This window comes from Microcystis sp. M44BS1, assembly GCF_020244875.1.
Lineage (GTDB): Bacteria > Cyanobacteriota > Cyanobacteriia > Cyanobacteriales > Microcystaceae > Microcystis > Microcystis panniformis.
Genome location: NZ_JADBVM010000239.1, coordinates 1 through 25,981, shown reverse-complemented (window position 1 = coordinate 25,981; position 25,981 = coordinate 1). Strand labels below are relative to the sequence as shown.

The 25,981-nt window shown below is 44.7% G+C and carries 18 protein-coding genes and 2 pseudogenes; 8 read left to right on the top strand and 12 right to left on the bottom strand.

What is annotated here, in order from left to right; genetic code table 11:
- The 4 genes and pseudogenes from IM515_RS18735 to IM515_RS26175 all read left to right on the top strand — a co-directional run.
- Positions 1-585 (top strand): hypothetical protein (locus tag IM515_RS18735; protein ID WP_287698125.1); only part of this gene is annotated, 585 nt, incomplete at its 5' end.
- Between the two features lie 447 nt (positions 586-1,032).
- Positions 1,033-4,044 carry an ELWxxDGT repeat protein gene (locus IM515_RS18730; protein WP_287633227.1) on the top strand — a complete coding sequence of 1,004 codons (3,012 nt, stop codon included), beginning with the start codon at positions 1,033-1,035 and terminating at the stop codon, positions 4,042-4,044.
- Positions 4,045-4,244: 200 nt separating this feature from the next.
- Positions 4,245-5,219: a DUF4351 domain-containing protein gene (locus IM515_RS18725; RefSeq protein WP_287628116.1), complete on the top strand. Its 975-nt coding sequence runs from the start codon at positions 4,245-4,247 to the stop codon at positions 5,217-5,219.
- 20 nt (positions 5,220-5,239) lie between these two features.
- Positions 5,240-5,341, top strand: a pseudogene (locus IM515_RS26175) (bluetail domain-containing putative surface protein); the annotation flags it as partial.
- A 5-nt stretch (positions 5,342-5,346) separates the two neighbouring features.
- On the opposite strand, the gene IM515_RS18720 reads toward IM515_RS26175, so the two are convergent.
- From IM515_RS18720 to IM515_RS18695, 6 genes are all read right to left on the bottom strand, one after another.
- A complete protein-coding gene (locus IM515_RS18720) occupies positions 5,347-6,126 on the bottom strand; it encodes an HNH endonuclease (RefSeq protein ID WP_287628115.1) in 780 nt (259 codons plus the stop codon).
- A gap of 40 nt (positions 6,127-6,166) precedes the next feature.
- The gene (ald, locus tag IM515_RS18715) at positions 6,167-7,252 is read right to left on the bottom strand and encodes an alanine dehydrogenase (protein ID WP_287628114.1); all 1,086 of its coding nucleotides are present in this window, start codon (positions 7,250-7,252) and stop codon (positions 6,167-6,169) included.
- An 83-nt stretch (positions 7,253-7,335) separates the two neighbouring features.
- Positions 7,336-7,638, bottom strand: coding sequence for a DUF3181 family protein (locus IM515_RS18710; protein WP_287628112.1), 303 nt, complete (start codon positions 7,636-7,638; stop codon positions 7,336-7,338).
- Positions 7,631-7,885 carry a hypothetical protein gene (locus IM515_RS18705; RefSeq protein WP_002761850.1) on the bottom strand — a complete coding sequence of 85 codons (255 nt, stop codon included), beginning with the start codon at positions 7,883-7,885 and terminating at the stop codon, positions 7,631-7,633. The genes IM515_RS18710 and IM515_RS18705 overlap by 8 nt, the downstream gene beginning before the upstream one ends.
- Before the next feature lie 240 nt (positions 7,886-8,125).
- On the bottom strand, positions 8,126-9,994 hold the full coding sequence (locus IM515_RS18700; RefSeq protein ID WP_287628111.1) for a cation:proton antiporter: 1,869 nt from the start codon (positions 9,992-9,994) through the stop codon (positions 8,126-8,128).
- Positions 9,995-10,116: 122 nt separating this feature from the next.
- The gene (locus IM515_RS18695; protein WP_287628110.1) at positions 10,117-11,331 is read right to left on the bottom strand and encodes an RNA-guided endonuclease InsQ/TnpB family protein; all 1,215 of its coding nucleotides are present in this window, start codon (positions 11,329-11,331) and stop codon (positions 10,117-10,119) included.
- 168 nt (positions 11,332-11,499) lie between these two features.
- On the opposite strand from IM515_RS18695, the pseudogene IM515_RS18690 reads away from it, so the two are divergent.
- A pseudogene (locus IM515_RS18690) lies at positions 11,500-11,706 on the top strand (IS200/IS605 family transposase); the annotation flags it as partial.
- Positions 11,707-11,941: 235 nt separating this feature from the next.
- On the opposite strand, the gene pta reads toward IM515_RS18690, so the two are convergent.
- Together pta and IM515_RS18680 are read right to left on the bottom strand one after the other, a co-directional pair.
- Entirely contained in the window at positions 11,942-14,038 is a 2,097-nt protein-coding gene (gene pta, locus IM515_RS18685) for a phosphate acetyltransferase (RefSeq protein ID WP_287628109.1), read from the bottom strand.
- Positions 14,039-14,443: 405 nt separating this feature from the next.
- Positions 14,444-16,240: an N-acetylmuramoyl-L-alanine amidase family protein gene (locus IM515_RS18680; protein WP_287628108.1), complete on the bottom strand. Its 1,797-nt coding sequence runs from the start codon at positions 16,238-16,240 to the stop codon at positions 14,444-14,446.
- A 271-nt stretch (positions 16,241-16,511) separates the two neighbouring features.
- Between IM515_RS18680 and IM515_RS18675 the strand changes: the two genes are divergently transcribed.
- Positions 16,512-16,946 carry a peroxiredoxin gene (locus tag IM515_RS18675; RefSeq protein ID WP_002772231.1) on the top strand — a complete coding sequence of 145 codons (435 nt, stop codon included), beginning with the start codon at positions 16,512-16,514 and terminating at the stop codon, positions 16,944-16,946.
- 378 nt (positions 16,947-17,324) lie between these two features.
- The gene (locus IM515_RS18670) at positions 17,325-18,329 is read left to right on the top strand and encodes a glycoside hydrolase family 10-like protein (protein ID WP_287628107.1); all 1,005 of its coding nucleotides are present in this window, start codon (positions 17,325-17,327) and stop codon (positions 18,327-18,329) included.
- Positions 18,330-18,640: 311 nt separating this feature from the next.
- Here IM515_RS18670 and cruG read toward each other — a convergent pair whose 3' ends face one another.
- Together cruG and cruF are read right to left on the bottom strand one after the other, a co-directional pair.
- Positions 18,641-19,831 carry a 2'-O-glycosyltransferase CruG gene (cruG, locus tag IM515_RS18665; protein ID WP_287628106.1) on the bottom strand — a complete coding sequence of 397 codons (1,191 nt, stop codon included), beginning with the start codon at positions 19,829-19,831 and terminating at the stop codon, positions 18,641-18,643.
- A 1-nt stretch (position 19,832) separates the two neighbouring features.
- Positions 19,833-20,747 carry a gamma-carotene 1'-hydroxylase CruF gene (cruF, locus tag IM515_RS18660; RefSeq protein WP_287628105.1) on the bottom strand — a complete coding sequence of 305 codons (915 nt, stop codon included), beginning with the start codon at positions 20,745-20,747 and terminating at the stop codon, positions 19,833-19,835.
- A 661-nt stretch (positions 20,748-21,408) separates the two neighbouring features.
- Between cruF and IM515_RS18655 the strand changes: the two genes are divergently transcribed.
- Complete coding sequence (locus tag IM515_RS18655) at positions 21,409-22,917, top strand: serine/threonine-protein kinase (RefSeq protein ID WP_287628104.1); 1,509 nt, start codon at positions 21,409-21,411, stop codon at positions 22,915-22,917.
- Between the two features lie 300 nt (positions 22,918-23,217).
- On the opposite strand, the gene IM515_RS18650 is transcribed toward IM515_RS18655, so the two are convergent.
- The gene (locus tag IM515_RS18650) at positions 23,218-25,359 is read right to left on the bottom strand and encodes a CHAT domain-containing protein (protein ID WP_287698123.1); all 2,142 of its coding nucleotides are present in this window, start codon (positions 25,357-25,359) and stop codon (positions 23,218-23,220) included.
- 191 nt (positions 25,360-25,550) lie between these two features.
- Positions 25,551-25,889 carry a XisI protein gene (locus IM515_RS18645; RefSeq protein ID WP_002743169.1) on the bottom strand — a complete coding sequence of 113 codons (339 nt, stop codon included), beginning with the start codon at positions 25,887-25,889 and terminating at the stop codon, positions 25,551-25,553.
- Between the last annotated feature and the right edge of the window lie 92 nt (positions 25,890-25,981).

Genomic DNA, 25,981 nt, shown 5'->3' with positions numbered 1-25,981 from the left:
TATGAGGAAAGCTGGTCAGAACTAGAAGCAAGTAGCAATCCCTTTGCTATAATAGTCATGGCACACCTGAAAACAAAAGCGACTACTGGGAAGCTGCCAGAACGGGAACAGTGGAAGTGGAGGTTAATCAGGGGATTGTATGACAGGGGGTTCGAGAGGGAACAGATAATTAAATTATTTGAAATCATCGACAATATGATGACTTTATCAACTGAATTGCAGACAAGTTTAGAGAGTAAAATCAAACAATTTGAGGAGGAAAGAACCATGCCTTTAATGAGTAATATGGAGTCACGAGGAATCGAACGCGGTAAAGAAATAGGTAAGGAAATTGGCGAGTTACGAGGGATAGAACGCGGTAAAGAAATAGGTAAGGAAATTGGTAAGGAAATTGGGGCGTTAGAAAATGCTCGTGATTTTGTCAAAACAGTTTTGCAAGCTCGCTTAGGTGAAGTTCCTTTAGATGTGGAACAATACCTTAATAAAGTTTCGGTACTATCTACATTACAAGAGATTGTTAAATTAGCAGCTACCGCTAATTCTCTCGCAGAATTTAAGCAGTCTTTGGCAAAAATCCAATCCTAGTTCTTTAGAAACCGGGTTTCTTTGAGAACCTATTTAGAAACCGGGTTTCTTTGAGAACCTATTTAGAAACCGGGTTTCTTTGAGAAACCCGGTTTCTTGTCATTGAGAAAACGGGTTTCTTGTAATAAATGTTAATTTTTGTTATAGAAACCTTGAAAGGTTGACGATTCTTTGAGTAAAATAGCCGCAGTAATCTTTCTAGGTCAGCGCCATGACTTCTATTAATACCCACTGAAACCATAATAAATCATAAGCAAAAATCAATGTTAATAATCGATTCTAATCTATGCCAGAGATGAACGTGGGTTGGCTTAAGTACCTAAGCAAAATTAATTACACAAATCTAACCCCCCCTTGCCCCTTGCATGAGTGCCTTTCTCCACTAGGAAATTTATTCTGCACCACTACTTAATTGTTTAATTTTCACCCTTTATTCAGGAAAAAATCATGTCAACCCCTTTTTTAGTTAAAGATATCTTCCCCGGTGCCTCCTCCTCCTACCCCTTCCTTCTAACGGCGGTGGGCAACACCCTGTTCTTCAATGCCAATGATGGCGTGAACGGTGGGGAATTATGGAAGAGCGACGGCACAGCGGCCGGCACGGTTCTGGTCAAAGATATCCGCCCCGGTTCCTCTAGGTCCTCCCCCTACGATCTAACGGCAGTGGGCAACACCCTGTTCTTCACTGCCATTGGCGTGAACCGTCGTGAATTATGGAAAAGCGACGGCACGGCCGCCGGTACGGTTCTGCTCAAAGATATCAGCCCCAGTTCCTATGGCTTCTCCCCCCGCTCTCTAACGGCGGTGGGCAACACCCTGTTCTTCAATGCCAATGATGGCGTGAACGGTGATGAATTATGGAAGAGCGACGGCACAGCGGCCGGCACGGTTCTGGTCAAAGATATCCGCCCCGGTTCCTCTAGCTCCTACCCCAGCTATCTAACGGCGGTGGGCAATACCCTGTTCTTCACTGCCATTGACGTGAACGGTCGAGAATTGTGGAAAAGCGACGGCACGGCGGCAGGTACAGTTCTGGTCAAGGATATCCGCCCCGGTTCCCCTTGGTCCTCCCCCCGCTATCTAACGGCGGTGGGCAACACCCTGTTCTTCACTGCCATTGGCGTGAACCGTCGTGAATTATGGAAGAGCGACGGCACGGCGGCCGGTACAGTTCTGGTGGGCGACATCCGCCCTGGTGCCTCTAGCTCCTACCCCTTCCTTCTAACGGCGGTGGGCAGTACCCTGTTCTTCCAGGCCTATGACAGCGTGAACGGTACTGAATTATGGAAAAGCGACGGCACGGCGGCCGGCACGGTTCTGGTCAAAGATATCCGCCCCGGTTCCTCTAGCTCCTACCCCGGCTCTCTGACGGTGGTGGGCAACACCCTGTTCTTTACTGCCAATGACGGCGTGAACGGTCGGGAATTATGGAAGAGCGACGGCACGGCGGCGGGTACGGTTTTGGTGGCCGACATCCGCCCCGGTTCCGGTTCCTCTACCTCCTCCTCCCGCAGTCTGACGGCAGTGGGCAACACCCTGTTCTTCGAGGCCAATAACGGCGTGAACGGTACTGAATTGTGGGCCTTAAATGTGGGTGGTCCCACAGTTCCCACCCTCGCTATTGCCGCCACCAATGCCAGTCAAACCGAGGGCAACAGTGGCAGTAAAGCCTTTACTTTCACCGTCACTCGTGCGGTTAATACCACGGGAAGCAATAACGTCAACTGGGCAGTTACTGGCACTGGAACCAATCCTGCTAATGCCACTGATTTTGTCGGGGGAGTATTACCGTCAGGAACCTTGAGTTTTGCGACGGGGGAAACCTCAAAAGTGATTACTGTTGACGTTCAGGGAGATACAACGGTAGAACTGAACGAAAACTTTACCGTCACCCTCTCCAATGCCACCAACGGCGCTACCATTACCACTGCTACTGCCACCGGAACCATTCAAAATGATGATGTAGCAGTTCCCACCCTCGCTATTGCCGCCACCAGTGCCAGTCAAACCGAGGGCAACAGTGGCAGTAAAGCCTTCACCTTCACCGTCACTCGTGCGGTTAATACCACGGGAAGCAATAACGTCAACTGGGCAGTTACCGGCAGCGGCAGCAATCCTGCTAATGCCACTGATTTTGTTGGGGGAGTCTTACCTTCAGGAACCGTGAGTTTTGCGACGGGGGAAACCTCAAAAGTGATTACTGTTAACGTTCAGGGGGATACAACGGTAGAACTGAACGAAAACTTTACCGTCACCCTCTCCACTCCCACCAACGGCGCTACTATTACCACCGCTACTGCCACGGGAACCATTCAAAATGATGATGTAGCAATCCCCACCCTCGCTATTGCCGCCACCAATGCCAATCAAACCGAGGGCAACAGTGGCAGTAAAGCCTTCACCTTCACCGTCACTCGTGCGGTTAATACCACGGGAAGCAATAACGTTAACTGGGCAGTTACCGGCAGCGGCAGCAATCCTGCTAATGCCACTGATTTTGTTGGGGGAATCTTACCTTCAGGAACCGTGAGTTTTGCGACGGGGGAAACCTCAAAAGTGATTACTGTTAACGTTCAGGGGGATACAACGGTAGAACTGAACGAAAACTTTACCGTCACCCTCTCCAATGCCACCAACGGCGCTACTATTACCACCGCTAATGCCACGGGAACTATCAATAATGATGACTTTATCGGTACTTCTGGTCCGGACACCCTTGCGGGAACCTCTGGAGCAGATGCCATGACTGGATTAGCCGGAAATGATACTTATACGGTAAATAACGCCGGGGATTTGGTCATTGAAGCTCTCAACCAGGGAGCCGATACCGTGCAAGCTTCCATTTCCTATACCCTTCCCGACAACGTGGAAAATCTCCTTCTCACTGGCACTGGTAATCTTAATGGCACGGGTAATGGCTTAAATAACCAGATTACAGGGAATAGTGGCAATAATAGCCTCAATGGTGCTGCTGGAATCGATACCCTAATCGGTGGCGCTGGTAACGATAGCCTCAATGGTGCTGCTGGAATCGATACTTTAACCGGTGGGGTGGGGACAGACATCTTCATCTTCCAGTTTGGTCAGTCCACTGCCGCAGCCCTAGACGGAGTTACGGATTTTGCTATTGGTGATGATAAGATTGACCTGCTTAGTCAAGCTGGTGCGGCCATTAATGCCCCGGTCGCTTTTACCCGGGCAACAGATAGCACCACGACCAATATTAACACCATTGTTACTAACGTCTTTACCGATGCTAATGGGGCAACAGCCGGAAATCAAGCTCTCGGAATTAACAGTGCTGTTTTAGTGCGGGACAATAGTTCTTCTACTTACCTAATTATCAACGACGGCACGGCGGGTTTCCAAAGTGCTAATGATTTGGTGATTAATCTCACCGGATTAACGGGTACTTTACCAGCGCTCGGCACTATTGCGGTCAATAGTTTCTTTGTCTAAATTAATGGGGGGATTCTTAAATCGAGTTCCCCCATTCACCAGTCATCAACTCATCGGCTCTGACAGGCGATCGCCATTGGTGCGAGTTTCAAACGTAAGCGTCAAAGTTGATCACAGGGAAGGAAATGGTGATCGCAGTGGGAGGCGGTCACTATGGCGTAAACTCAAGGGGGATTAGTGCAATCAGTAACGTTTAGTTCATGACCAATGCACCTGACGACTACGATAGTCCTTGGAAAACGGCTCTGGTGCGGTATTTCCAGGAATTTCTGGCGTTTTACTTTCCGGCGGCTTATGAGTCCATTGATTGGACATTCCCCCATAGGTTTCTGGAGCAAGAACTGGCCCAAATTGTGGCAGATGCGGAATTAGGGCGGCGACGGGTGGACTGTTTGGTAGAAGTGACCCTGACCACGGCCAAGCAGGAATGGGTTTATATTCATGTGGAGGTTCAGGGGCGACGGAATAGAACCTTTGCTGAACGGTTGTTTATTTACAACTATCGGCTTTATGACCGTTACCGTCGCCCGGTTGCCACCTTAGCCGTGTTAGCAGATACAAATCCAAGCTGGCGACCCCAGGGATTCAGCTACGACTTGCTTGGTAGTCGGACAAGCATTGAATTTGCGACAGTAAAAATTCTTGACTACGCCAACTGTCTCAATGCTTTGCTAGACAATCCCAACCCTTTTGCCCTGGTGACTGCGGCCCATTTATTAACCCAACAAACCCGCAATAATCCGTCAGGGCGCTATGACGCCAAGTGGCAGTTGGCTCGATTACTATATGAGAGGGATTGGGATAAGCAACGGATTCTTGATTTGTTTGGCATTATCGACTGGTTAATGAAGTTGCCCCAAGACTTGGAGAAACAACTGTGGACGTCCATTCAAAATTTGGAGAAAAATAAAGCCATGCCCTATGTCTTATCGGTAGAACGTATTGCCCGTCAAGAAGGTCGTCAAGAAGGTCGCCAGGAGGGTCGTCAGGAGGGGCTTCTCGAAGGAGAATCTCTGCTGATTGTGCGACAGTTGTCAAAACGATTTGGTACCCTGAGTCCGGATGTGGTAGCCCAGATTCGTGGGCTGACGGCGTCGCAATTAGAACAGTTGGGGGAGGCTCTCTTGGGTTTTCAATCCTTGGCGGATTTGGATAACTGTTTGGATTCCCTTTAAATTCAGGTTTGTTAAGCGACCAGTTTAGTCAGTCCACTGCCGCAGCCCTAGACCGAGTTACGGATTTTGCTATTGGTACTGATAAAATTGACCTGCTTAGTCAAGCTGGTGCGGCAATATCGTACTTTTAGCCCTGAAATATATGATAGCGATGATAGTTTAAAAAATCCAAATCTGGTAAAAAGCGATCGGGAACATTTAAAGTTTTACCGCGATAGTTGATAAAATTTAGTGCTAACGTCTCGCTACCTTGATCCTGAGCCTTTTTTTCGATCTCATGGCCAATAATTAATCTTAAATCCTCATCGAAACTAATTAAACCTCGATCGAAAGCAGTATCATGAGTACGAGCTAGGCACAGTCCATTATGAGGGTTTAAACGTTGTTCGGGAAATTGACTCCAGGGTAATATATGACTAGCTGTTAATAACAGAGGAATGGGATTTCCTGTAATACAGCAACGATAGTTATATAGGGCTAAAATTGTCTTTCTAAAAAAGTTTTGTCCGATTCTAACTTTTCTGATTGCTTCGTTTTCTGTTTTGATCTTTCCCGAAAAATCAAGTCTAGTAAAATCCTCTTGCTGCTCGTTGATAACTCCTAAAAGAACTTGTAATTTTTCCTCACTTTCTAGGGCCAATTCTGTCCAGTTATCCTCGAACTCCTGCCAGATTTGCCGATCAGCTTTACTGATACCTTTTAACCCCTGTACTCCTCGCAATTGATGTCTAGGATCGAGAGAACCAAAATTACATAATTTCATCACTAGGGCCGATGGTGTTCGCTGTAACTTTTCAGCGACTTCGATAATAACAGGATTGTTAGTATGGAATTGTCCATAGGGAAATTTATAGTATAAATTGAGAGCGATCAGCAGCTCATCCCTTGTCCATAAATTCTTAGTCATAGCCCTTGGAAAATACCACCATCAGCCCTGAAATTACTGCTCAAATCAAATCGGGAAAAACTTCGCGCACTGCTGGATGAATTAACCGATGATTGGCGACATTTAACCCCTTAGCGAGGGAAACATCTTGATCCAAGGCTTTTACCCCATGGTCGGCTAATTTAATAACGTAGGGTAGGGTACTATTATTTAAAGCTTGGGTTGCCGTCCAGGGTACTGCTCCAGGCATATTAGGCACTCCATAATGTACTACTCCCGACTCCAGGTAAGTCGGTTGACTGTGGGAAGTGGCCCGCAGGGTTTCCACGCAGCCACCTTGGTCCACTGCCACATCGACAATTACAGAACCAGGGTTCATTTTGGCGACTAAAGAGCGAGAAACTAGAGTCGGCGCTCGTTTTCCTAAGACTAGCACTGCCCCAATCAATAAATCGGCCTTAGGAACCACATTTTCTAATTGTGCTGGGCTACTATAAAGCAATTCTACCCTGGAACCGAATAAAGTCTCTAAATAGGCCAAGCGCTCGACGTTAATATCTAAAATAGTTACTTTTGCTCCCATACCGATGGCAATTCTGGCCGCTTCCGTACCCACCACACCACCGCCAAGGATAACCACTTGTCCAGGACTCACCCCGGGGAAACCCCCCAGTAAAACTCCCCTACCTCCCTGTTGTTTTTCCAGATAGCGGGCCCCAAATTGTACCGAAAGACGACCGGCAATAACACTCATGGGAGTTAAGAGAGGCAAGCGACCATCGGCAAGCTCGACCGTTTCATAAGCGATCGCAGTTGTTCCCGACTCGATTAATGCTTCCGTTAAATGGCGCTCGGCAGCTAGGTGTAAATAGGTGAATAGGAGAGCTTCCTTGTTTAAAAAGCCGTATTCTGTCTTAAGCGGCTCTTTTACCTTGACAACTAGCGGTTTATCCCAAACTTGGGCTGCTTTTTCCACAATTTTGGCCCCGGCTTTTTGGTAATCCTCATCGCTGAATCCGGCACCCAACCCGGCGGCCGTTTCCACAAATACCCTATGACCGCGATCATTGAGTACACGCACACTACTGGGACTTAAACCGACGCGAAACTCTTGATCTTTAATCTCTTTGGGAACACCTATTTCCATAGTTTGCTTCTGGGGGACTATTTCTAACTACTTTAGCCTGTTAGTCCTAGTCTGCGAGTTATCAGACATACTATTCGGGAATTTTAGAGACTTTTTTGGTATTCTTCCAGCAAATCGATTAAATCTATCTGACATTTGCTGGGTAATAAATCCGCTAGAGAAACTTGTAGATGACCACCTCCGAGGGTGACTTTTATCTCCCGCAGGACAGACATGACTGCATTCTCGCTTAAACTGTCGTTTTCGAGCAAAGGGAAGACTTTTTCGGCAACGACGCTGTGTAAATGTGCTTCCCGGAGATAGAGATGCCATTTAGCCACGTCAATGTAGATATTGTCGCCGATTTGGGCCGCCAGATTTTCGATGTCCTGAGTTGTGTTAGCCATGGGATGTTACCGAGTAGTTAGCGATCGCCGCTATATAAATCAAATGTCCCACCAATAGAATAGCCCAAATTCCCGTGAACAGATTTAACCAAGTCCAATCGGAAAATTTAATGATATGAAAAAACCACAACCCTGAATTAATCGCTAAAAAACCCGCTACATGAACGGCGAAATTCATGCGATCATCTAAACGTCGGAAAGCGGGATCGTTTTTGCGGTCGGGTTGACGGGGCCAACGAGGAGGCATAAGCAGTGATCAGTTATCAATTATCAGTTATCAGTGTACCGTTTTTTTTAGCTAAGGGACTTGCGCTTTGATAATGTACCTTTTGGGCGAACGCAGTTCGCCCCTACATTGTGGACAAAATCCGTTACTGTAGGGGCGCAAAGCTTGCGCCCTCCGATCGATTGGGATATTATTCCCACGCAAGTCCCTTAAGTTGCCAGAGTTCCTATCCTAACCAAGAAGTTAATTTTGTCCTATTACTTATCTACTGGTGGCGATTTCTACTTCGGGTAAGATTTCTAAAGATAAACGGGTTCTGACAGTGCCAGAAAGACGTTTAAGCAGTTGTGGGCGTAAATCGCGCAGAATATAGATTAATTCGTCTCCTGTGCGCCATTCTTCCCTTTCTGTGACTACCTGTAGGGAATTATCGCGACGCAATAGTAGGGGCAGCAGTTCGCCATTTTCGATTAATTTAGTTAATCTGGTTTGTTGTTCGCTCAAATCATCGGTTTTAAAGATGGTTTTACCCAATTTAATCTGATTATCGTCTAAATACTGATTCCATTCCTTGACCGAAAAACTAGGCAGAAAAACCTGATTAACTTTATTTTTATCTGGGTTGGGGGTTCCCGCAAAGGCAGCCAACACCCGGGGAGGATGAAATTCCTCCCTAGCTCTCTGGGCTAAAACCAGATTAACCTCGCTATTATTAGTCAAAACTAGAAAAGTCCCCATGGATTCGATGCCGGCTTCTTGCAGTATTTTTGTATCAAGTGCGCTACTCTGCAGCACCGTTAAACCCTCTTCTTGTGCTTGCTGACAGGCTGCGGCATCCGTATCGATTAAAACCACGTTTTCCCCTTGTTCTTGGAATAAACAGCCGATTAAGCGACCTAGGGGATTACAACCGACGATTACTGCCCCTGTTGCCGCAGAAGAAGTGATTTTTAGCCCTTTTGCCACCCACCGCGCCGTTAATCCCTGAATAAAAACGGTCATTAAAATTGTTAAAAAGACTAAAGCTTTGATCGCTTCACCGCCATTAATACCGGCACGGGTGAGTAAAATGGCAAATAAAGAAGCTACAGAAGCAGAAACTATTCCCCTAGGCGCAACCCAAGCGATGAATAACTTATGTCGCCAATTTAGATCACTTTTTAGGGTACACAAAGCCACACTCAGGGGACGCACCACCAGCATCAAGACTAACACCGTCAGGACGCTGCCCCAACCCAAAGCGATGACACTGGCGATCGAAAGATCCGCCGCTAGTAAAATAAACAGTACCGACACGCAAAGAGTCGTTAATTGACCCTTAAAACGCCTTAATAACCGCTCATCGGGAACAGCCGCCGCTTTTAGCACAATTCCCGCCATTACCACCGCCATTAACCCCGATTCACTGCGACTAAATTGCGATAAACCAAATAATCCCCAGACTCCCGCTAAAACCACGAGATTCTTTAGCTCAAAAGTCAAAAAATTGCAAGTTTTTATAATAAAACTTAACAATCCCCCTCCAGCAATGCCGATCGCCGCCCCGATGCCTAAACGCAGGGTTAAACCAGTGATAATTTCCATGGGGCGGGCATGACTATCAATAATTGTATTTAGCACCACTACGGCTAAAATTGCGCCCACAGGGTCGATTAATACCCCTTCCCCTTCCAAAAGCGTCGCCACCCGTCGATCTACGGCTACTTGCTTCAGCAAAGGCCCGATCACCGTCGGACCAGTTACCACCACTAAAGAAGCGTAAAGAAAAGCGATCGGCCAGGGAAATTCCCCCAACCAGTGGGCTGCCATACCGCCACCGATGAGAGTGATGGAAGTACCGAGGGTGACAAGGTTGCGTAAACTGCCAGAAACTCGCCCTAATTCCCGTCCGTTTAGGCTTAAACCACCTTCAAATAGGATAATCGCCACAGAGAGGGCAACAAGGACTTCTAAGCCAATTCCCAGACTTTGGGGGTGTAGAATTTCCCAACCATCGGACCCTAAGGCAATCCCAAAAATGAGCAGGAAGACAATACTGGGAACTTTCAGGTATTCGGCAATGACTTGGGCTGTAATACCCGCCACCACAGTGATGACAATTTGCAGGGTAAGGGCGAAAGATGGATCCATGTTTAGCGATCGGTTATCGGCTATCGAGGCGGGGTTATGGTTGGGGTTTAATCATTCTAATTTTGACTCTCCCCCGCTAACCGCTCGCGCGGTGTAGCGGGAGATTCTCGGTTCATAGGTTTTTAACTAGATCGACCTGGTTTAACCCAGTCGATCCCCGTCAAATCGCCTCCGCGAGCGTTTTCTAACACGGTCAGTCCGACCGCGTTTTTTCCTCGGTTCTCGATTACCTTCGCTGATGCCGTGTCTCTCGGTTCAATGTGGCCGCAAGAATCACACCGGTGAACTCTTTCTGATAACGACTTTTTGCCAGTAATCGCGCCACAATTCGGACACTCCTGGGAAGTTCCGTTTTTATCGACCTTAAGATAATATTTCCCCCGTTTCCAAGCGACAAACGGTAGTATCTCATTAATAAAACTACCGATGCCCGAATCCAGAGATTGTTTTCTAACGATCCCTCTAGACCAGGAAATGAAGTTAATATCTTCGACAAAGATATTATCAGCAAGATCACAAAGGTAATGAGCTAACTTAAAGTGCCAATCTCTACGAGTATTAGACACTTTTTCATGTAATCTCGCTATCTTCTCCTGAAGTTTTAACCAATTGCTAGAGCCTTTAGTTTTCCGTTTCAAGCGTCTTTGTAGCAATTTAAGCTTACTCTGTACTTTCAACAAAAATCGAGGGGCTTTGATTAAATCTCCCCGTGAAGTAGCAACAAAACTCTCAATCCCCGCGTCAATTCCTAAACAGGTTTTCCCCACTGTCATATCGGGAACTAATTCCGTAGATTGGAAGGAAACCGAAACGTAAAATCCCGACGCTTTTTGGATAATTCGAGCTTGTTTAGGCTCGAACCCAGACGGGTATTCTCTAGATTGCCTGATTCTAATTTTTCCCAATTGTGGAAAATTTAAGTATTCGTCACCTAGAAAGCTTTTTGACAGCGTAGGAAAAACAAAACTCCGCATCTTTTTCTTAAATCTAGGAAAGCCGAAGCCTTTCGATTTCATCTGGTTAAACGCCTTATCTAAAGTTTTTAAGACTTGCTGTAAAACTTGAGCGTTAACCGTCTTTAATATCGGGTAAACTTTTTTAGCTTCCGTTAGATTTTTAGCTTGAACGAAGTAATTAGGATAGGGTTCATCCGCAGGAATTATGTACTCGGAAACTAGCGAACAGTGATCCGCAAGACACTTTCGAGAGTTTAACCAATCTTTCCGTTCTGAAAGAGCGTAATTATAAACGCTTTTGCAAACATCAAGAATGTGGATTATCTCCTGTTCCTGTTGTCTGTTTACCTTTAGTTTGTACTGGTAGGTAAGCGTTATCACTGTCTTTCGTGAGCGTGATGTATAGTTAAATTATAACACTTACTGCCTAGGATATCAACTATAGCGGTTCTCACACCTGTGTGGCACAGTTTAACCTTTGCTAATTAAGCTTTTCACCATCGATAATGTATCTCTTGCGAACAGGAAACGCTATAATTACAATCATGGACCAAACTAATCGCTAACCTTAAAACAGTTAGTAGTCGCTTAATTAGACAAGAATTTCCGTATTTGGCGGCCGAGTATTTCGACAACAAACCCTATTTTTGGACGGGAGCTTATTTCGTGGCTAGTTGTGGCGACGTTACTGTCGAACAACTAAAAAAATACGTCGAGAACCAAAACTCCCCGAAAGTGGAAACGCTACCGCGTTAGTTTTATTCTGGTCGCGATTCATCTCGCTCCATTGAGATAGTTTTGATTCCCGCTCTGGCCCGGTCGGGAGGAAATAATACCAATTCTCCAAAGTCTGACTACAGAAGTTTAATCCCCCTAAATCCCCCTTAAAAAGGGTGACTTAAATTCGATGTGTAGTTTTCATTTAGAGAAATGGTATAAGCATATTCCAGAAAAAGGGTTTTTTTGAGAAACCCGTTTTCTAACTGATAACTCAAAAAGATTGGGATTGAATGGCTGTGATTACCACCGTATTGATAATATCGGGAACGGTACAACCGCGACTGAGATCATTGACGGGTTTTTTTAATCCCTGTAGGATTGGACCAATCGCTAAAGCTTTTGTTTCCCGCTGTACGGCTTTATAAGTATTATTCCCTGTATTCAGGTCAGGAAAAATAAACACCGTTGCTTGGCCCGCCACCTCTGACCCCGGCATTTTTTGGGCGGCTACTTCCCTATCTACCGCCGCATCGTACTGAATTGGCCCTTCTAGCTTCAAATCGGGGCGTTTTTCCCTAGCGATTTTGGTCGCTTGTCGTACTTTTTCCACGTCTTCTCCCTGGCCCGATTGACCCGAAGAATAGGAAAGCAGGGCGATTCGCGGTTCAATTCCGAATTTTTGGGCGGTTTCGGCAGAAGATAGAGCAATTTCGGCTAATTCCTCGGCACTGGGGTCGGGATTGACCGCACAATCCCCATAGACCAAGACTCGATCCTCTAGACACATAAAAAAGACCGAGGAGACGATCGCACAATCGGGCTTAGTTTTGATAATCTGGAGTGCAGGCCTAATCGTGTGTTGAGTGGTATGCACTGCCCCCGATACCATACCATCAGCATCGCCTCGATACACCATTAAAGTGCCAAAATAGGAGACATCCTGTGCATAATCCCGGGCCATATCGAGATTCATTCCCTTGGCTTTTCTCGCTTCGTAGAGGGTCTGCACATAGCTTTCAAAATGGGGACTAGCCACGGGGTTAATAATTTGCAGGCGATCGAGATCGAGAGTGATACCATGTTTTTTAATCACCATTTCGATCTCGTCTGGTTGTCCCAAGAGGGTTAAATCGACGATATCCTGTTCGATTAAAACTGTGGCTGCCTGGAGGATGCGCGGTTCGGTTCCTTCGGCCAAAACAATGTGACGTTTTTGCGCTTTGGCCTGTTGTACGAGATTATAGGTGAACATCTTCGGGGTAATCCCCTGGGTCCGCAAAGTGCGAATTTGCGCTTCTAGGCGATCGAGATTGATGTTACTGTGAAAAAGCTGCAGACTGAGGTTAATTTTATCGTAGTCCGTCGAGGTCAGGGTGGTTCGCACATCGTGGATGTGTTCGGCCGTGGTATAGGTATCGGTGGTGACGGAGAGAATCGGTAAGGGATCGGGCAAACCGTCAATTAAACGGGCGATCGAAGGATTGAGGTTATGACCTGCTGTTAAGACTATACCAGCTAATTGGGGATAATTGGCCGATTGGTGGGCCTGTAACATCCCGATAATCACATCGCCGCGATCCCAAGGGGTGATAATTAAACTATCTTCTTTTAGCCGCTCTAGGGCATTTTGCATCTGCATGGCCACCACCAGAAAGTTACTAGCTAAACTATCTAATCTGTGCTGTCCGTAGAGAACTTTTGCCTGTAATTGTTGGGCTATTTCTGCTACTCGCGGGCTGCTAAGTTTAGCATTGTGGGGAATCACTCCTAGGGCATATTCTTGGGGGGGAAAAATTTTAGTTAGGGTTTTCCGTAATTCCTCTATTTTTTCCTCTTCAGCTTGATTGATAATAATTCCGATCACCGTACAACCTTTATCTTGGTAGGTATCGCAGGAAATCAGGATCGGACTAAGGGCATCTTCGACACTGCGCTGGTAGGCATTACCTAATATTAAGATGGGATGGCCGAGATTTTTGGCGATTTCTGTATTTAGTTCAAATTCAAAGGCGGAATTTTCTTGCAGATAATCGGAACCTTCACAGAGGATAAAATCATATTTATTTTCTAAGTTTTTAAACTTTTTGATAATTTTTTCGATAATTTCATCAAATTTTTGTTGTACCAATAAATCCTTCACTTCGTCGTAACATAAACCAAAGGCCTCTTCGTAGGTTTGTTCTAATTTAAAATAATTGAGGATTAAGTCAATGTCTTCATCCCGATGACCTTCGGAACAGTCGAGAACAATTGGCTGGAAAAAAGCAACTTTATTAGTTTTGCGGAGAATTAAGTCGATAATTCCTAAAGCTACTAACGCTCTACCGCTTCCCGTTGCCGTCGTGCTGATATATAAAGAGTTAGTCATGGGTATATGAAGAATAATAACGAATAACGAGGGTGGTTTTTATCCCCCCTGCCCCCCTTATTAAGGTGGTTTTTATCCCCCCTGCCCCCCTTATTAAGGGGGGATTAAGGGTGTGAATTGTTGGGAAATTTTCAGGTAAACTATCTTTAGTTGTTGGCTAATCCAGAGATTTTTATCACAGAGCGATCGCTGTTTAAATATCTACTAGGGAGTGATCGGCTATACCTTGTAATCTAGCAGTTATTTTGTCCGATTGCTGTTCACTGGTAACATTTTTGGCATCGACTTGATTTAATTTCCTCAGATTACAATAAAGACTCCAGAAAATCCTATCACTGGCTTTCCAGCTAGGGCTTGATTTTTCACAAAGATTTAAGCTTATCTCTCTCCGCTTGCCATTAAATTTTAACTGGAAGCAATTACCCCAGATTGTTGAAACCATTGGCTAATTCCGGCGGCTAAAACCTGCGCTAGTTGTTTTTGTGCTTGAGTATCGGTAATCCACTCAAATTCTTGAGGATTACTCATAAATCCTAACTCTAATAACAAAGAAGGACTACTATAGGGACGAGTTAAAGCTAAATTATTCCAAAATACTCCATAGGAAGGACGGTTAAGATTTTTGGTTAAATAATCGTGGAGAAAAACCGATAAATCCGCTGCCTGGGGATGATACCAAAATATGCCAATTCCTTGAGTATTTAAGGCATCTCCATCATCGGGTAAAGCATTATAGTGAACCGATAGTGCTAGGGTTGGTTGCAGATTATTAATCATCTCTACCCGTGCTGGTAGGGATAGCTCAATGTCCGTTTCTCTGGTTAAATAAACTGTTGCCCCCAATTTTTCTAACTCCCGTTTAATTAATTTAGACATAAGCAAATTAATCTCTTTTTCTGTGTAACCCGTAGGACCGACAGCACCGGTTTCTTTACCTCCGTGTCCTGGATCTAATAAAATAACTTTTCCCTGTAAATTATCACTTTTTTCTGGGGGATGACGCAGGGTTAAGATTAAATTTGTCCCTTGGTAACGAAGACTATAACCCCACTGTTGTTTTTGATTAAGATTAAAAGTGTATTCTATCGTGGTCGGGTTAATTTGTCGCCAATCTAAACGTCTAACTAAAGGATTATCCACCAGAAAAATTGTATCGGTTTGGGCAATGGTATTATAGAGGGTCAAAATAAATTTATCATCTTCTTGTGCCACGGCGATGGGTACAGGATGGGAGAGAGGAAAAATAATTTCCGTTGCTTGATTGATACTGCGAGAAGAGAGACCACGAATATTAGCATTATCCAGGACTTCATTAACTATTAAACGGGTTTCTCGCTCTAAAATCCAACCACCATAATCTAACCGTAACCAATCTCCTTCTTTCCCAGTGACTCTCGCTTTCGTGCCTTGGGGTAAAGGAGTTAAACGGGAATAATCACTACCCGGTCCCGTGCGTGCTACCCCTTGGGCAGCTATAATTTCAATCACTGGTAAATTTTGATCGCTAATAATGTTAATTTCTCCTTGACCTTGTTGACTAATCGATCGATTATTTAATTGTGCTGTAAAAATAGGTTTTCCTAAGTTAGCCTCTTGTTGAAACTGTTGACAACCTCGATAGTAACCAGTTTTATCCTCGGAATTCGCTTGATTAAGATTAGTTAAAACTGCGGCATTACTAGGCAGTTTTGTGGTTTGAGGTTGGGGTAAAAGAGGCAGTATTTTATCTCCTAACTGCACAGACACCTGAGATTGGGGAGTGGCAATCGCACTAAAACAAATCCATTCCCCCACTAACCTCGTCTTATGGACAGAAGGACTGAGAGAGTTATCAGCAAAAGCTAAGTCTTGGGGAATAACTGCTTGAGTATCTCGACGAATTATTTGACGATTAATAGTTTGGTTTTGATAGCGAATAGTGAAATTATTTTCGCCAACTTGTAGGGGAAAACTAGGGGCAAAATATCCTTTAGCACTGCGTTGAATCGGTTGATTATTGAGCAAAACTTGACCCGATGGAGGAGCAGAACCAATAAAAAAGATTCTGGCGGCCGTGGTTTGATGATTATCGGGAGGATAAACAATCATCAATGAGGTAGATTTGGCGCTGATACTCTGATAAAAACCGATTAATAGCACTAAACCTAAACCGATTAAGATATTTTGCCCAAAAGTTCTCACCTTTAACCAGAATAGCCCCATATTATCCCCCTCTTAGCTGACAAATATTATCCTAAAACAAATTCTGGAGGTTTGTTGTTCGTCTTCTCAGTTGTACTGCATTTAAACTGATCAGGAAAATTAGTACAAATGCTCTGACTTCTTCTCCCTTCTCCCCATCACCCCATCACCCCCCGCAACGCGCACGCAGTGACCACCCCATCACCCCATCACCCCATCACCCCATTACCCTGTTTTTGACCCTCATCCCTTATGATCAAGATAGATTAACTTTTGTAAAGGAATCGGAGTTATGGCTTTAACCGTTGGAACAATCGCACCGAACTTTACCACCACCGACGATACTGGAAAAACCGTTTCCCTGTCGGATTTTCAAGGTAAAGTCGTAGTTTTATACTTCTATCCCAAAGATGATACCCCCGGCTGCACCAAGCAAGCACAAAGCTTCCGGGATAACTACGAACAATACCAAGACAAGGAAATAGTAGTCTTCGGGGTGAGCAGGGATGACCAGGGTTCCCATGCACAATTTAAAGAAAAATACGGTTTACCCTTCCAATTGCTAGTAGATACCAATGGTGCTATCACCAAAGCTTATGATGTCGATGGTGGTGGTTATTCTAAGCGCGTCACCTATATCATCGATGGAGAAGGCAAAATTAGCCATGTGGATGACAAAGTGAATACCGCTAGTCACGCATCGGATATTCTCTGTGTAGTCGGTTAATTTTTCCTAAAATCTTTTCTGGGTGTGTTATACCATTTTTCATAAGTAATGGCAGAGATGGTTAATCGCCCTCACCCCTAACCCCCCAACCCCCCCGACGTCGGGGGGGCAAGGGGGGGTAAGATACCTGCCAAGAATAAAGAAAAATGGTATTAGGGCAGCCTAATACACCCGATACCCCAGTTCACTGTTAACGAAGGCAGGAGGCAGGAGGCGTTGGGTTTCATGCTTCAACCCAACCTACGTTCCACTGATAATCAGTTTTTAATAACCGGATTTGGTATAACTAAATAGGTCTTGCTGATGATGAACTGAATATTAAAAATCGGACTAAAATAATACTATTATCAAATATCTTGGTGGGATTAATCGGCAATCATGGTTAAGTTTAGCAAGTACCTAAAGGGGTTTGGGATTGTTGCTGGAGTGGCTTTTTTGTTGTTGGTTACTCACCGAGCGGCTCCCCGAAAGGCAGTGGAAAATGAGCAGATGAAGGGGGTTTGGTTAACCAATATTGGCACGATATTGTTACATCATACTACGTCCTTAGATGAGGTGTTAAATCATCTTTCGCGATCGGGTTATGATCGGGTGTATTTTAGTGTTTATGGGTTGAGGGGAACGCTTTATCCGACTTCCCAACGTCCGACGAATTGGTTGTTTGTGCCGCCGTTGAGCAATCCCTGGAGGGCAGCGGTTAAGGAGTCTTTACGGCAGGGTTTGAAGCCATTTGCTTGGTTTGAGTATGGTTTGATGCTGTCGCCTAAGGATCCCATTGCCAAAAAGCATCCGGATTGGTTATTAAAAACGCCCACAGGGAAGACGGTGGTGGAAACGAATGTCTGGTTAGATCCAGCGAATCCGCAGGTGCAAGCCTATCTTTTGGGCAATATGGAAGATATTTTAAAAGAAAAAGATTTGGCGGGGATTCAGTTAGATGATCATTGGGCGGTTCCCCGTGTTTTTGGCAATAAAAGTCAAGCTTTAACGAATTTAACCCGCAAGTTGCACGATCATGTCAAGGCGATTAATCCCAAGTTGGTGGTGAGTCTTTCGCCTAATCCTCACTCTTTTGCGGTGAATAAATATAATCAAAATTGGTTGGCTTGGGTGCGTCAAGGGATTGTGGATGAGGTAGTCCTACAGATCTATCGGAAAACTCCCAATCAGGTGGCGGCAAGTCTTTCGGGTTCGGGACTGGCGACAGCTTCCCGATATGTGCCGGTGGGGGTGGGTTTATACGCGGGTTGGAATCCTGATTTTTCCTTAAAGGGTTTACAGGCTCAGATGAGGACGGTGGAGCAGCAGGGTTATGGCTATTCGTTATTTTGTTGGGAATTTGTGGTCATGCGTCATCTTTTTAATCATATTCCCCGGTTTTAAGTGAAAAGGCTAGTATAATTAAGGCTGTTCTAAGTAAGTGGTTCTAATTACATAGAAGATAGATTTTGCCTTCGATCTCCCCCTGCCTTCTATGGGGCTGATTCATAGTAGGGTTGATTCATGAATCAACCCTACCCTTAATACTGGGGCTGATTCATTCTCCGAATCTAATTCTTTTTTTTGCTACTCTTAATGGCTTATGAGGTAAGCTAGGGAGTAGGGGAGTACAGGTTTTTGCTCTCATAGTAGATTGATTCATGAATCAATCTACCGTTAGAGGAGCCTCATACACCCAATGTTTATTTTCCAATTCACTGATACACTCGACCGCGCCAACTTTGGGGACGGGTAAAAGCAGAGATAAAAATGCGGATAACTGCCAGCGGATCTGCTAGGGGAGATAGCCAAAATAATCCTGAAGATAGATTGACTTTTTCGCCGCGATAGTAGCTAGGAGAAACAGCCAATAAAAGGGCAAAACGAATCAATAACAGCAGCAGGTTTAAAGTCAAGACAATTTTTAAACTCAGGAAATCGTAGCCAAAAAACAAAGCTGTGAGCAGTAAAGGGGTGATAATTATCGGTAATCCCTGAGTAAGAGCTAATAAAGCTAAATCGCCCCATAATTGCCCCTGATAGGAGGCATCTTTGAGGTCAAGAGATCTGCCCCATTCGCGCCAAGTTTCCCTGAGTCCTTCGTACATCCGCACGCGAATTAACTTCGCCCCATCGAGAAATCCCACCCGATAGCCTTTCGTTGCCGCTAGACGGGCGAGGGTGACATCATCGCAAAAAGAACCTTTTGCCCCGCTATAACCGTCTAAAGCCGCTAAAACTGACCGCCGGCAGAGAAAACATTGACCATTGGCCATGACTCGTTCGGGATCTTGCCCGCGCACTCCGGCCGCATCAAAGCGATAGAGCAAAGTCATCAATAAAGCTGGCTGTAACCACCATTCTCCCGGATAGGAGAGGATAAATTGCGGCGACAGGGAAACTAAATCGTAACCTTCTGCGATCGCAGCTTTGACCAAACTAGCCACTAAATTTGCCTGAGGTTGCGTATCGGCATCAATGCCCAAAATCCAGTCACTTTTAGGAGAACTAAACAAAAAACCATTGTGTAACGCCCAGGGACGACCTACCCAATCAGGAGGCAAAGGATAATCGGTTTTCAAGCGAAAGCGGGGGTCTTTTGCCGCTATCTCTTTAACTTTTTCCCGCGTACCATCTTGGGAATTGCTATCGACAATCAGAATTTCTCGCACTTCGTAACTCTGTTGACTCAATCCCCGTAAACAACCGTCAATCCTGGCCACTTCGTTTAACGTCGGCACAATCACGCTTACCGTCCCTAACATCTCCGGGGTGGGAGGTTGGGGAGTCAGGGGAGGACGACGACGCGCCCCTTTTAGCAAACGGGAAAGAAGGATAAAAAAGGCAACAGCCTGAGACAGCAGTAGCCCCAGGCAGAATGCACCGAGAATTATCTCAGTTAACAACTTATTTGGCTCCTCTCACCGAAACAACGGGGATTTTTAGGGTTGTTACTTCGCTGGTTGCCACTGTTTGCCCGGAAGCAACAGTCTTGGCGCGATTATAGAGGAGTGTTAAAGGCAGAATACCGGTGAGTAATCCTAAGAAAATCGGCGGATAAATACCAGCACCCATACTCATGACCGTCGCAAAGCCAAAATTACCCAAATACATCACAAAAGGCAGGGTTAAATCTTGACTTGGCAGTTTCACCGGTTGCACTTGCCAGATTAAAGTGGCCACCGTCATAAAAACACAACCCGTGCCAAACCAACCGGCAAAATTTTCATAGGGCATCCCAAAAAAAGCCCCCGGTTGTTCCCAAATCCAGAAGGGGATGGTAGTTTGACTCATGGCCGGATCTAGGACAAAATCCCAGGAAGTTAATAATACCCCCCCGATAGCGATCGCTCCTAGATTTTGTAGCCATTGGGGTAAAGCAAGAGTGGATAAACCAACACGAGCGATAATATAGGCACTAAAACCGAGATAAAACCAAGATAGGGGGATAGTAAAGGGTACTAAACCTGCAATTTTGTAACCTAGGCCCGAAAGATAACGATAATGACCGAAAGGAAAGCCGGTACTGGTTCCTAATAGTTCGCTACAAAGGGATAAACTGATAGCGGGAACCATGAATCCTAACCAGTGCCACACTCCTAGAGTCCGATAGGCATAAACAGCCACGGCTGCCATTCCTAACACCATATACACCACACCCCCGCCGGCCATTGACCAAGCAAAGGCGGTTTTGCCAAAATCCGGTAAATTGGCCACAAATTCGGGATGGGGCAAGACTAGCAACAATCCCGCTAGTCCAAAAGCCATCGATACGATATGACCGATGAGCAGAGCTTTTTCGATCGCAATTAGTCGTCTCATTAAATCTCTAGCACTGCGAAAGGATAATCATTTTCAAGTTTACAAATCTTTATTAAAGAATTATTACCCAGATCGGTCACTTTCGGCAAAAAAGTTTTACAGGGGTTAGGGAGTTTCCTGTAGTGGTGGTTTAGGAGTCCCTAGGCAGTCCCGATGAAAAAATTTTCACCCCCACAGATGAAAGAGGTTTCCTTCCTCACACCCTACACCCCACACCCCACACCCCACACCCCACACCCTCTTTCAAGTCAGGAGAATCAAGAACGAATAATAATCAATCAAATTGTCTATTTAGAGATTTTGTGGTACTTTATACTTAGTTTTTTCATTTTTTCAACCCCCAAAAATTAATTATGCAAGGGGCAATGACTAAAAATGCCTGAAAATAAATATATGTTAAAAATGATGCTTTTAGCCCGAAAAAAAGGTTCTTCGGTTTGTGTTATGTAATGGACGGGGGTTATAAGGGATAAAACCCTTATATAGAAAGACATGGCTGCGATTTTTGCCAATTGTTTTCGATCTAGAACGAGCTAATCAATTAAGTCTCTTGCCAGATAAGGATTTAGTCGATTTATGCCCCCTGCTCGAACCAGACCAAGTAACGAAGAACCAAAACTCTCTCCACCAGACTCACTATAATTAACACAGTAGCCTAGCTATGTCGGCAGAATCTAGACATCGGAGCTTACTTGCCAATCGATACCAACTGGTCGAGTTGATCGGTAGCGGTGCCATGGGACAAGTATATCGAGCAGAAGATAAACTCTTAGGTGGCGTAACCGTCGCCGTCAAATTCCTCTCGCAAACTCTCCTCAACAACAGAATGCGCGAGCGCTTCGAGCGAGAGGCGACTATTTCGGCACTTTTAGGCGAAAAAAGTATTCATATTGTTAAAGTTCGTGATTATGGTGTAGATGACAAGGAAGTCCCCTTCTACGTCATGGAATTTTTGCAGGGGGAGAGCATGAGTGAAATCATCAAACATCAGCCGCTGCCCCTCCCGCGCTTTCTCAATCTCACCCGTCAGATTTGTTTCGGCCTAGAATGCGCCCATAAGGGTATTATCTTCCAAGGGGAGATGTGTCCGATTATTCACCGGGACATCAAACCAAGCAATATTATGGTGATTGAGGACTCAGGATTAGGGGAATTGGTGAAAATTCTCGATTTTGGCATCGCTAAACTCATCCAATCGGGAGAATCCCAAACCCAATCGTTTATGGGAACCTTAGCCTATTGTTCCCCGGAACAGATGGAAGGTAAAGAACTCGATCATCGTTCCGATATCTACAGTTTCGGGATTGTGATGTACGAGATGATCACGGGAGAAACGCCCCTTTTTCCCGATAATCCCTCCTTTGGCGGTTGGTATGAGGTTCACCACTACGCCGAACCCCGTTCCTTTAATTCTAGCTTGCAATTACCGCCAGAATTAGAACAGTTAATCCTGCGCTGCTTGGCCAAAGCACCCAGCGATCGCCCGTCAAGTGTTACAGATATACTACAACGTCTCGAACGACTTGAATCCCTAGTCAAAAATGAAATAGCCACAAAAACCGATGATTACACCAGCAAAATCAAAACCCCTCCTGATTTCAATCAAACCATTGTTTCTGCTGCTAATGCGAGGGATATCTGTCTCAAGTCCAGTTGGCCCGAGGATAAACCGCGCCAAAAAATTGTCTTCTCACGCTGTCTCCAGGCTGCTGACGGCGTTTTTCCCGGTTTATGGGTAATGTTGGATCGAGAAGATATCGCCGTCCGGGTTGCTAGTGTCCGTTATAATCAATTCCTCTTTTTACCCACACCTCACCCGATGATTCTCTGGATTACTGTCCTCTATCATCGTCAATGGAGCCCCCGCTGGTTGCCTTGTTATTTGGACTTAAAAACCCCCCAAGGTCAAAAAATGACCAAAACCCTCGCCGAAGCCGGTCAATACTGGATTTTATTTTTCCCCCTCGAAGGCAGCAACATCTGTGAAAATGTGATCACCGTTAATATTCCCGCCAATCAACGCCAAATTTTGCAGCAATGGCTGACCGATGGTCAATCGGGCCAAGGTGGCAGCCCGCAAATTAGCAAGCGGATGCTAAAACAGAAACTCGAGCAACTTAAACCCCAGATTCTAGCCAAATTAGAGTCGGAACTGGCCGGGCAGCCCTAAAAAATCAGGGGGGTATTAACTAACCCTGTCTAGCTAAGGCTTCGCTTTGTTTCATTAAAATACTCGCACTAGGCTGGGTGAGCTCAGGCGTTTGGCAGGTCGATAATTTAGCCAGCATTTGAGGATTGACAATCAAATAGTTTTTTAACCAATTACAGCCTCGAACCAACAGGCGATCGAGATTTTCCACAGGCCACACCCTCGCATGAGGAAAGTTGCTTGGTTAATTGGAGTATTTCTTCTAGAGTGACAGTATTTTTCATGATTTTTAGTTGGGTGATAGCAAATATTGCATTGTGTTTATGGATATGAACTAAACTCCATCGAAGTTGCATCACCAGAAGGAATAAAACTTGCCCAATAAAAAGGATGTTTTTGCTTCTCACCCTTGAGCATTCCTAGTTGAATTTGTCTTAAAGATTCACTGCGTCCTTCTCCTTTTTTTAAGCGTCCATAATAGGCGACCATTAAATCTTTAGTTGCATCATCAGATACTTTCCAAAGGCTAATTAATTGGCTTTCACTTCCCGCAATAACTAAAGCACGGCGCAATCCATAAACTCCCTGACCGATTTTAATATCTCCTTTCCCCGTATCGCAAGCGGAAAGGACAACTAATTTGGTTCCCACTAAGTTTAAATTAGTAGTTTCTAAAGCAGTTAAAACACCATCATCTCCTGCACTTTGACCGATTGTAACTCCTGCTAAAACTAACCCAGAACGCAATAAAGGATTTTCAACCACATTACGTTCACCCTGTAGGGGCGAATTGCGTTCGCCCGAATTACGTTCGCCCGGATTGCGTTCGCCCAAATTACGTTCCGGTTTAAAAAAACCATGAGTAGCGATGTGGAGAATATTTGGTTTTTTCACTTGTTTGACGGCGTTTTCTGTGGCTTGAGAACCAGTTAAGACAATGGCTTGACGTAAGATATTTTTAATCGCTTTAGCTTCTTCCTCTGTACCCGGAAGACCGGGAAAAGTAAACTCAGACAGGTCGATGGAACGAGTGAGAGCGACTTTTTTCCCTGCTTTACCGTAGAAAGGATCAGCTACAATAAGGGGAGATTGTTGACTAGCAAATTTATCTTTTAGACGCAGTAAATCTCGTCCAGAAGTGAGATAGGTAATATGATAATTTTCCACTAAGTATTGATTATTTTCATCCACTAAAGCTTCAAAGGGAATTAAGTTAAGTGCAGCATCAGGAGAAAGCAGAATCGTTTTAGTATTACCTAATAATTGACGGATAGGCTGCATCAATGTCTCATCGAGTTGACGCGCTGATTTTTGCAGTTGAGGGAGAGGAGTTTGTGCGTCTGCAAGATTGTCACGAAAGTAAATTAATTTGTCCTCAATCGGTTTAGCTTCCCCTACATCCTTGGCTTTGATGTCACCATTGGGATAGAGAATATAAACAGCATAGCGAGGATTGCCAAAGCGTTGATTTTCAGGTGCTTTAGGATTAAAAGGTCGATAGCGGACTATTTCAACTAAAGCAGCATCAGCAGGAATTAACTTTTGAATACCTTCGAGGGTAATGGGTTGGGATAGGCTACGAAATTCGGCACTACGAACACCGATTTTACCCTCTATTTCTTTTGCTTTTGCGGTAACTTCGTTAAGTTGTTGACGGTAAATTTCTGGTGAGGGAAAATCATCAGGCTTTTTAAAAGTCAGATTAGATAGTTGAGTCCGAACTTCAATCAGTTGAGTTAATAATTGTTGACTTTCGAGGTCATCAGTACGTTGTCGGAGAATTTGTAAGCTATTGGTTGAAACATCTAAAATTCGTCCTTTGCGTTCTAAGATAGTTTTCAAGGCGAGACGGGTTACTTCTGGGTTATTCGGTGCAGCTTGAAGATTGAGGGAAATCACCCCATCAGTCGTCCCTGAAACCGTTGCCATATAATCTTGTTTTTGCTTGTCATCCCCCATTTTTAAATTTTCTGAGAGGTTGTATTCTTCTACTGCAAGTCCTTGGCTGAGATAATTAATGGCTTGAGGAATATCATCTTGAGACTGGTAAAGTGCTGCCAAATTGTTGAGGCTGGCTGCGGTTAGGGGATGGTTGTCTCCTAATTGTTGTTTATGGATAGCTAATGCTTGTTTGTAGAGGGGTTCGGCTTCGCTGTATCTTCCTTGAGAATAGTAAAGTGCAGCCAAGTTGTTGAGACTGGTGGCGATTAGGGGATGGTTGTCTCCTAATTGTTGTTTCCAGATAGCTAAAGCTTGTTGTGCTAGGGGAATTGCCTCGTTATATTTTCCCTGCTGATACAGTTGAATAACTTGCTGATTTAGCCTCTCTGCTTCAGCTAATTTATCTTGCGGTGAAACCTGAGAAATCACCTGTCCCACCGTTGGGTTTAACATGACTCCCGATAATCCCATCATCCCGGTAATGACGACAACCGCTATCCCTGATTTGATTGATACTTTCATGGGTTTTTTATCCCTAGAGTTTATTGATAGGCAAAAACATCAACTTGAATAGATTTATCGGGTTATCTCGTTCCCCGGTTCTACCTAGGAACGCTTTATTCAGGTTCTACCTGAATACTATTTTAAGGCAGAGCCTTAAATATTGTGTTTCAAGGCAGAGCCTTGAAACAAGGGGACAAGGAGAATTTGTTTTAAGTACCATAATTAGTATAAGGCCGTTTATAAGGTGGTTGCAGTCCCAAAACAATATCCTCCCTCTTAACACCCATTGAAATTAAATCTTCTGCTGGATTCAATTCCGTTAAATTTTGTTGTAGCCAAATCTTATTATCACGAATATCAAAATGAACAATCGAGCGGTAAACTCGTTTTAAACCTTCCCATCCTACATTCATCCACTGATAATGATCCCGTTCCACATCAAATATTAATTGTACTTCTACATCTTCACTGGTAACATCTTCTGCTACATAGCGACTTAACAAATTTTGCACTGCTTGACGATATTTTATGAGTTTATCTTTATCCATTGTTTGATTACCTCCCTACAAAAGTAGTAGCCATCATCTCGTTCATCTCGTTCCCAGGTTCTACCTGGGAACGCTTTATTCAGGTTCTACCT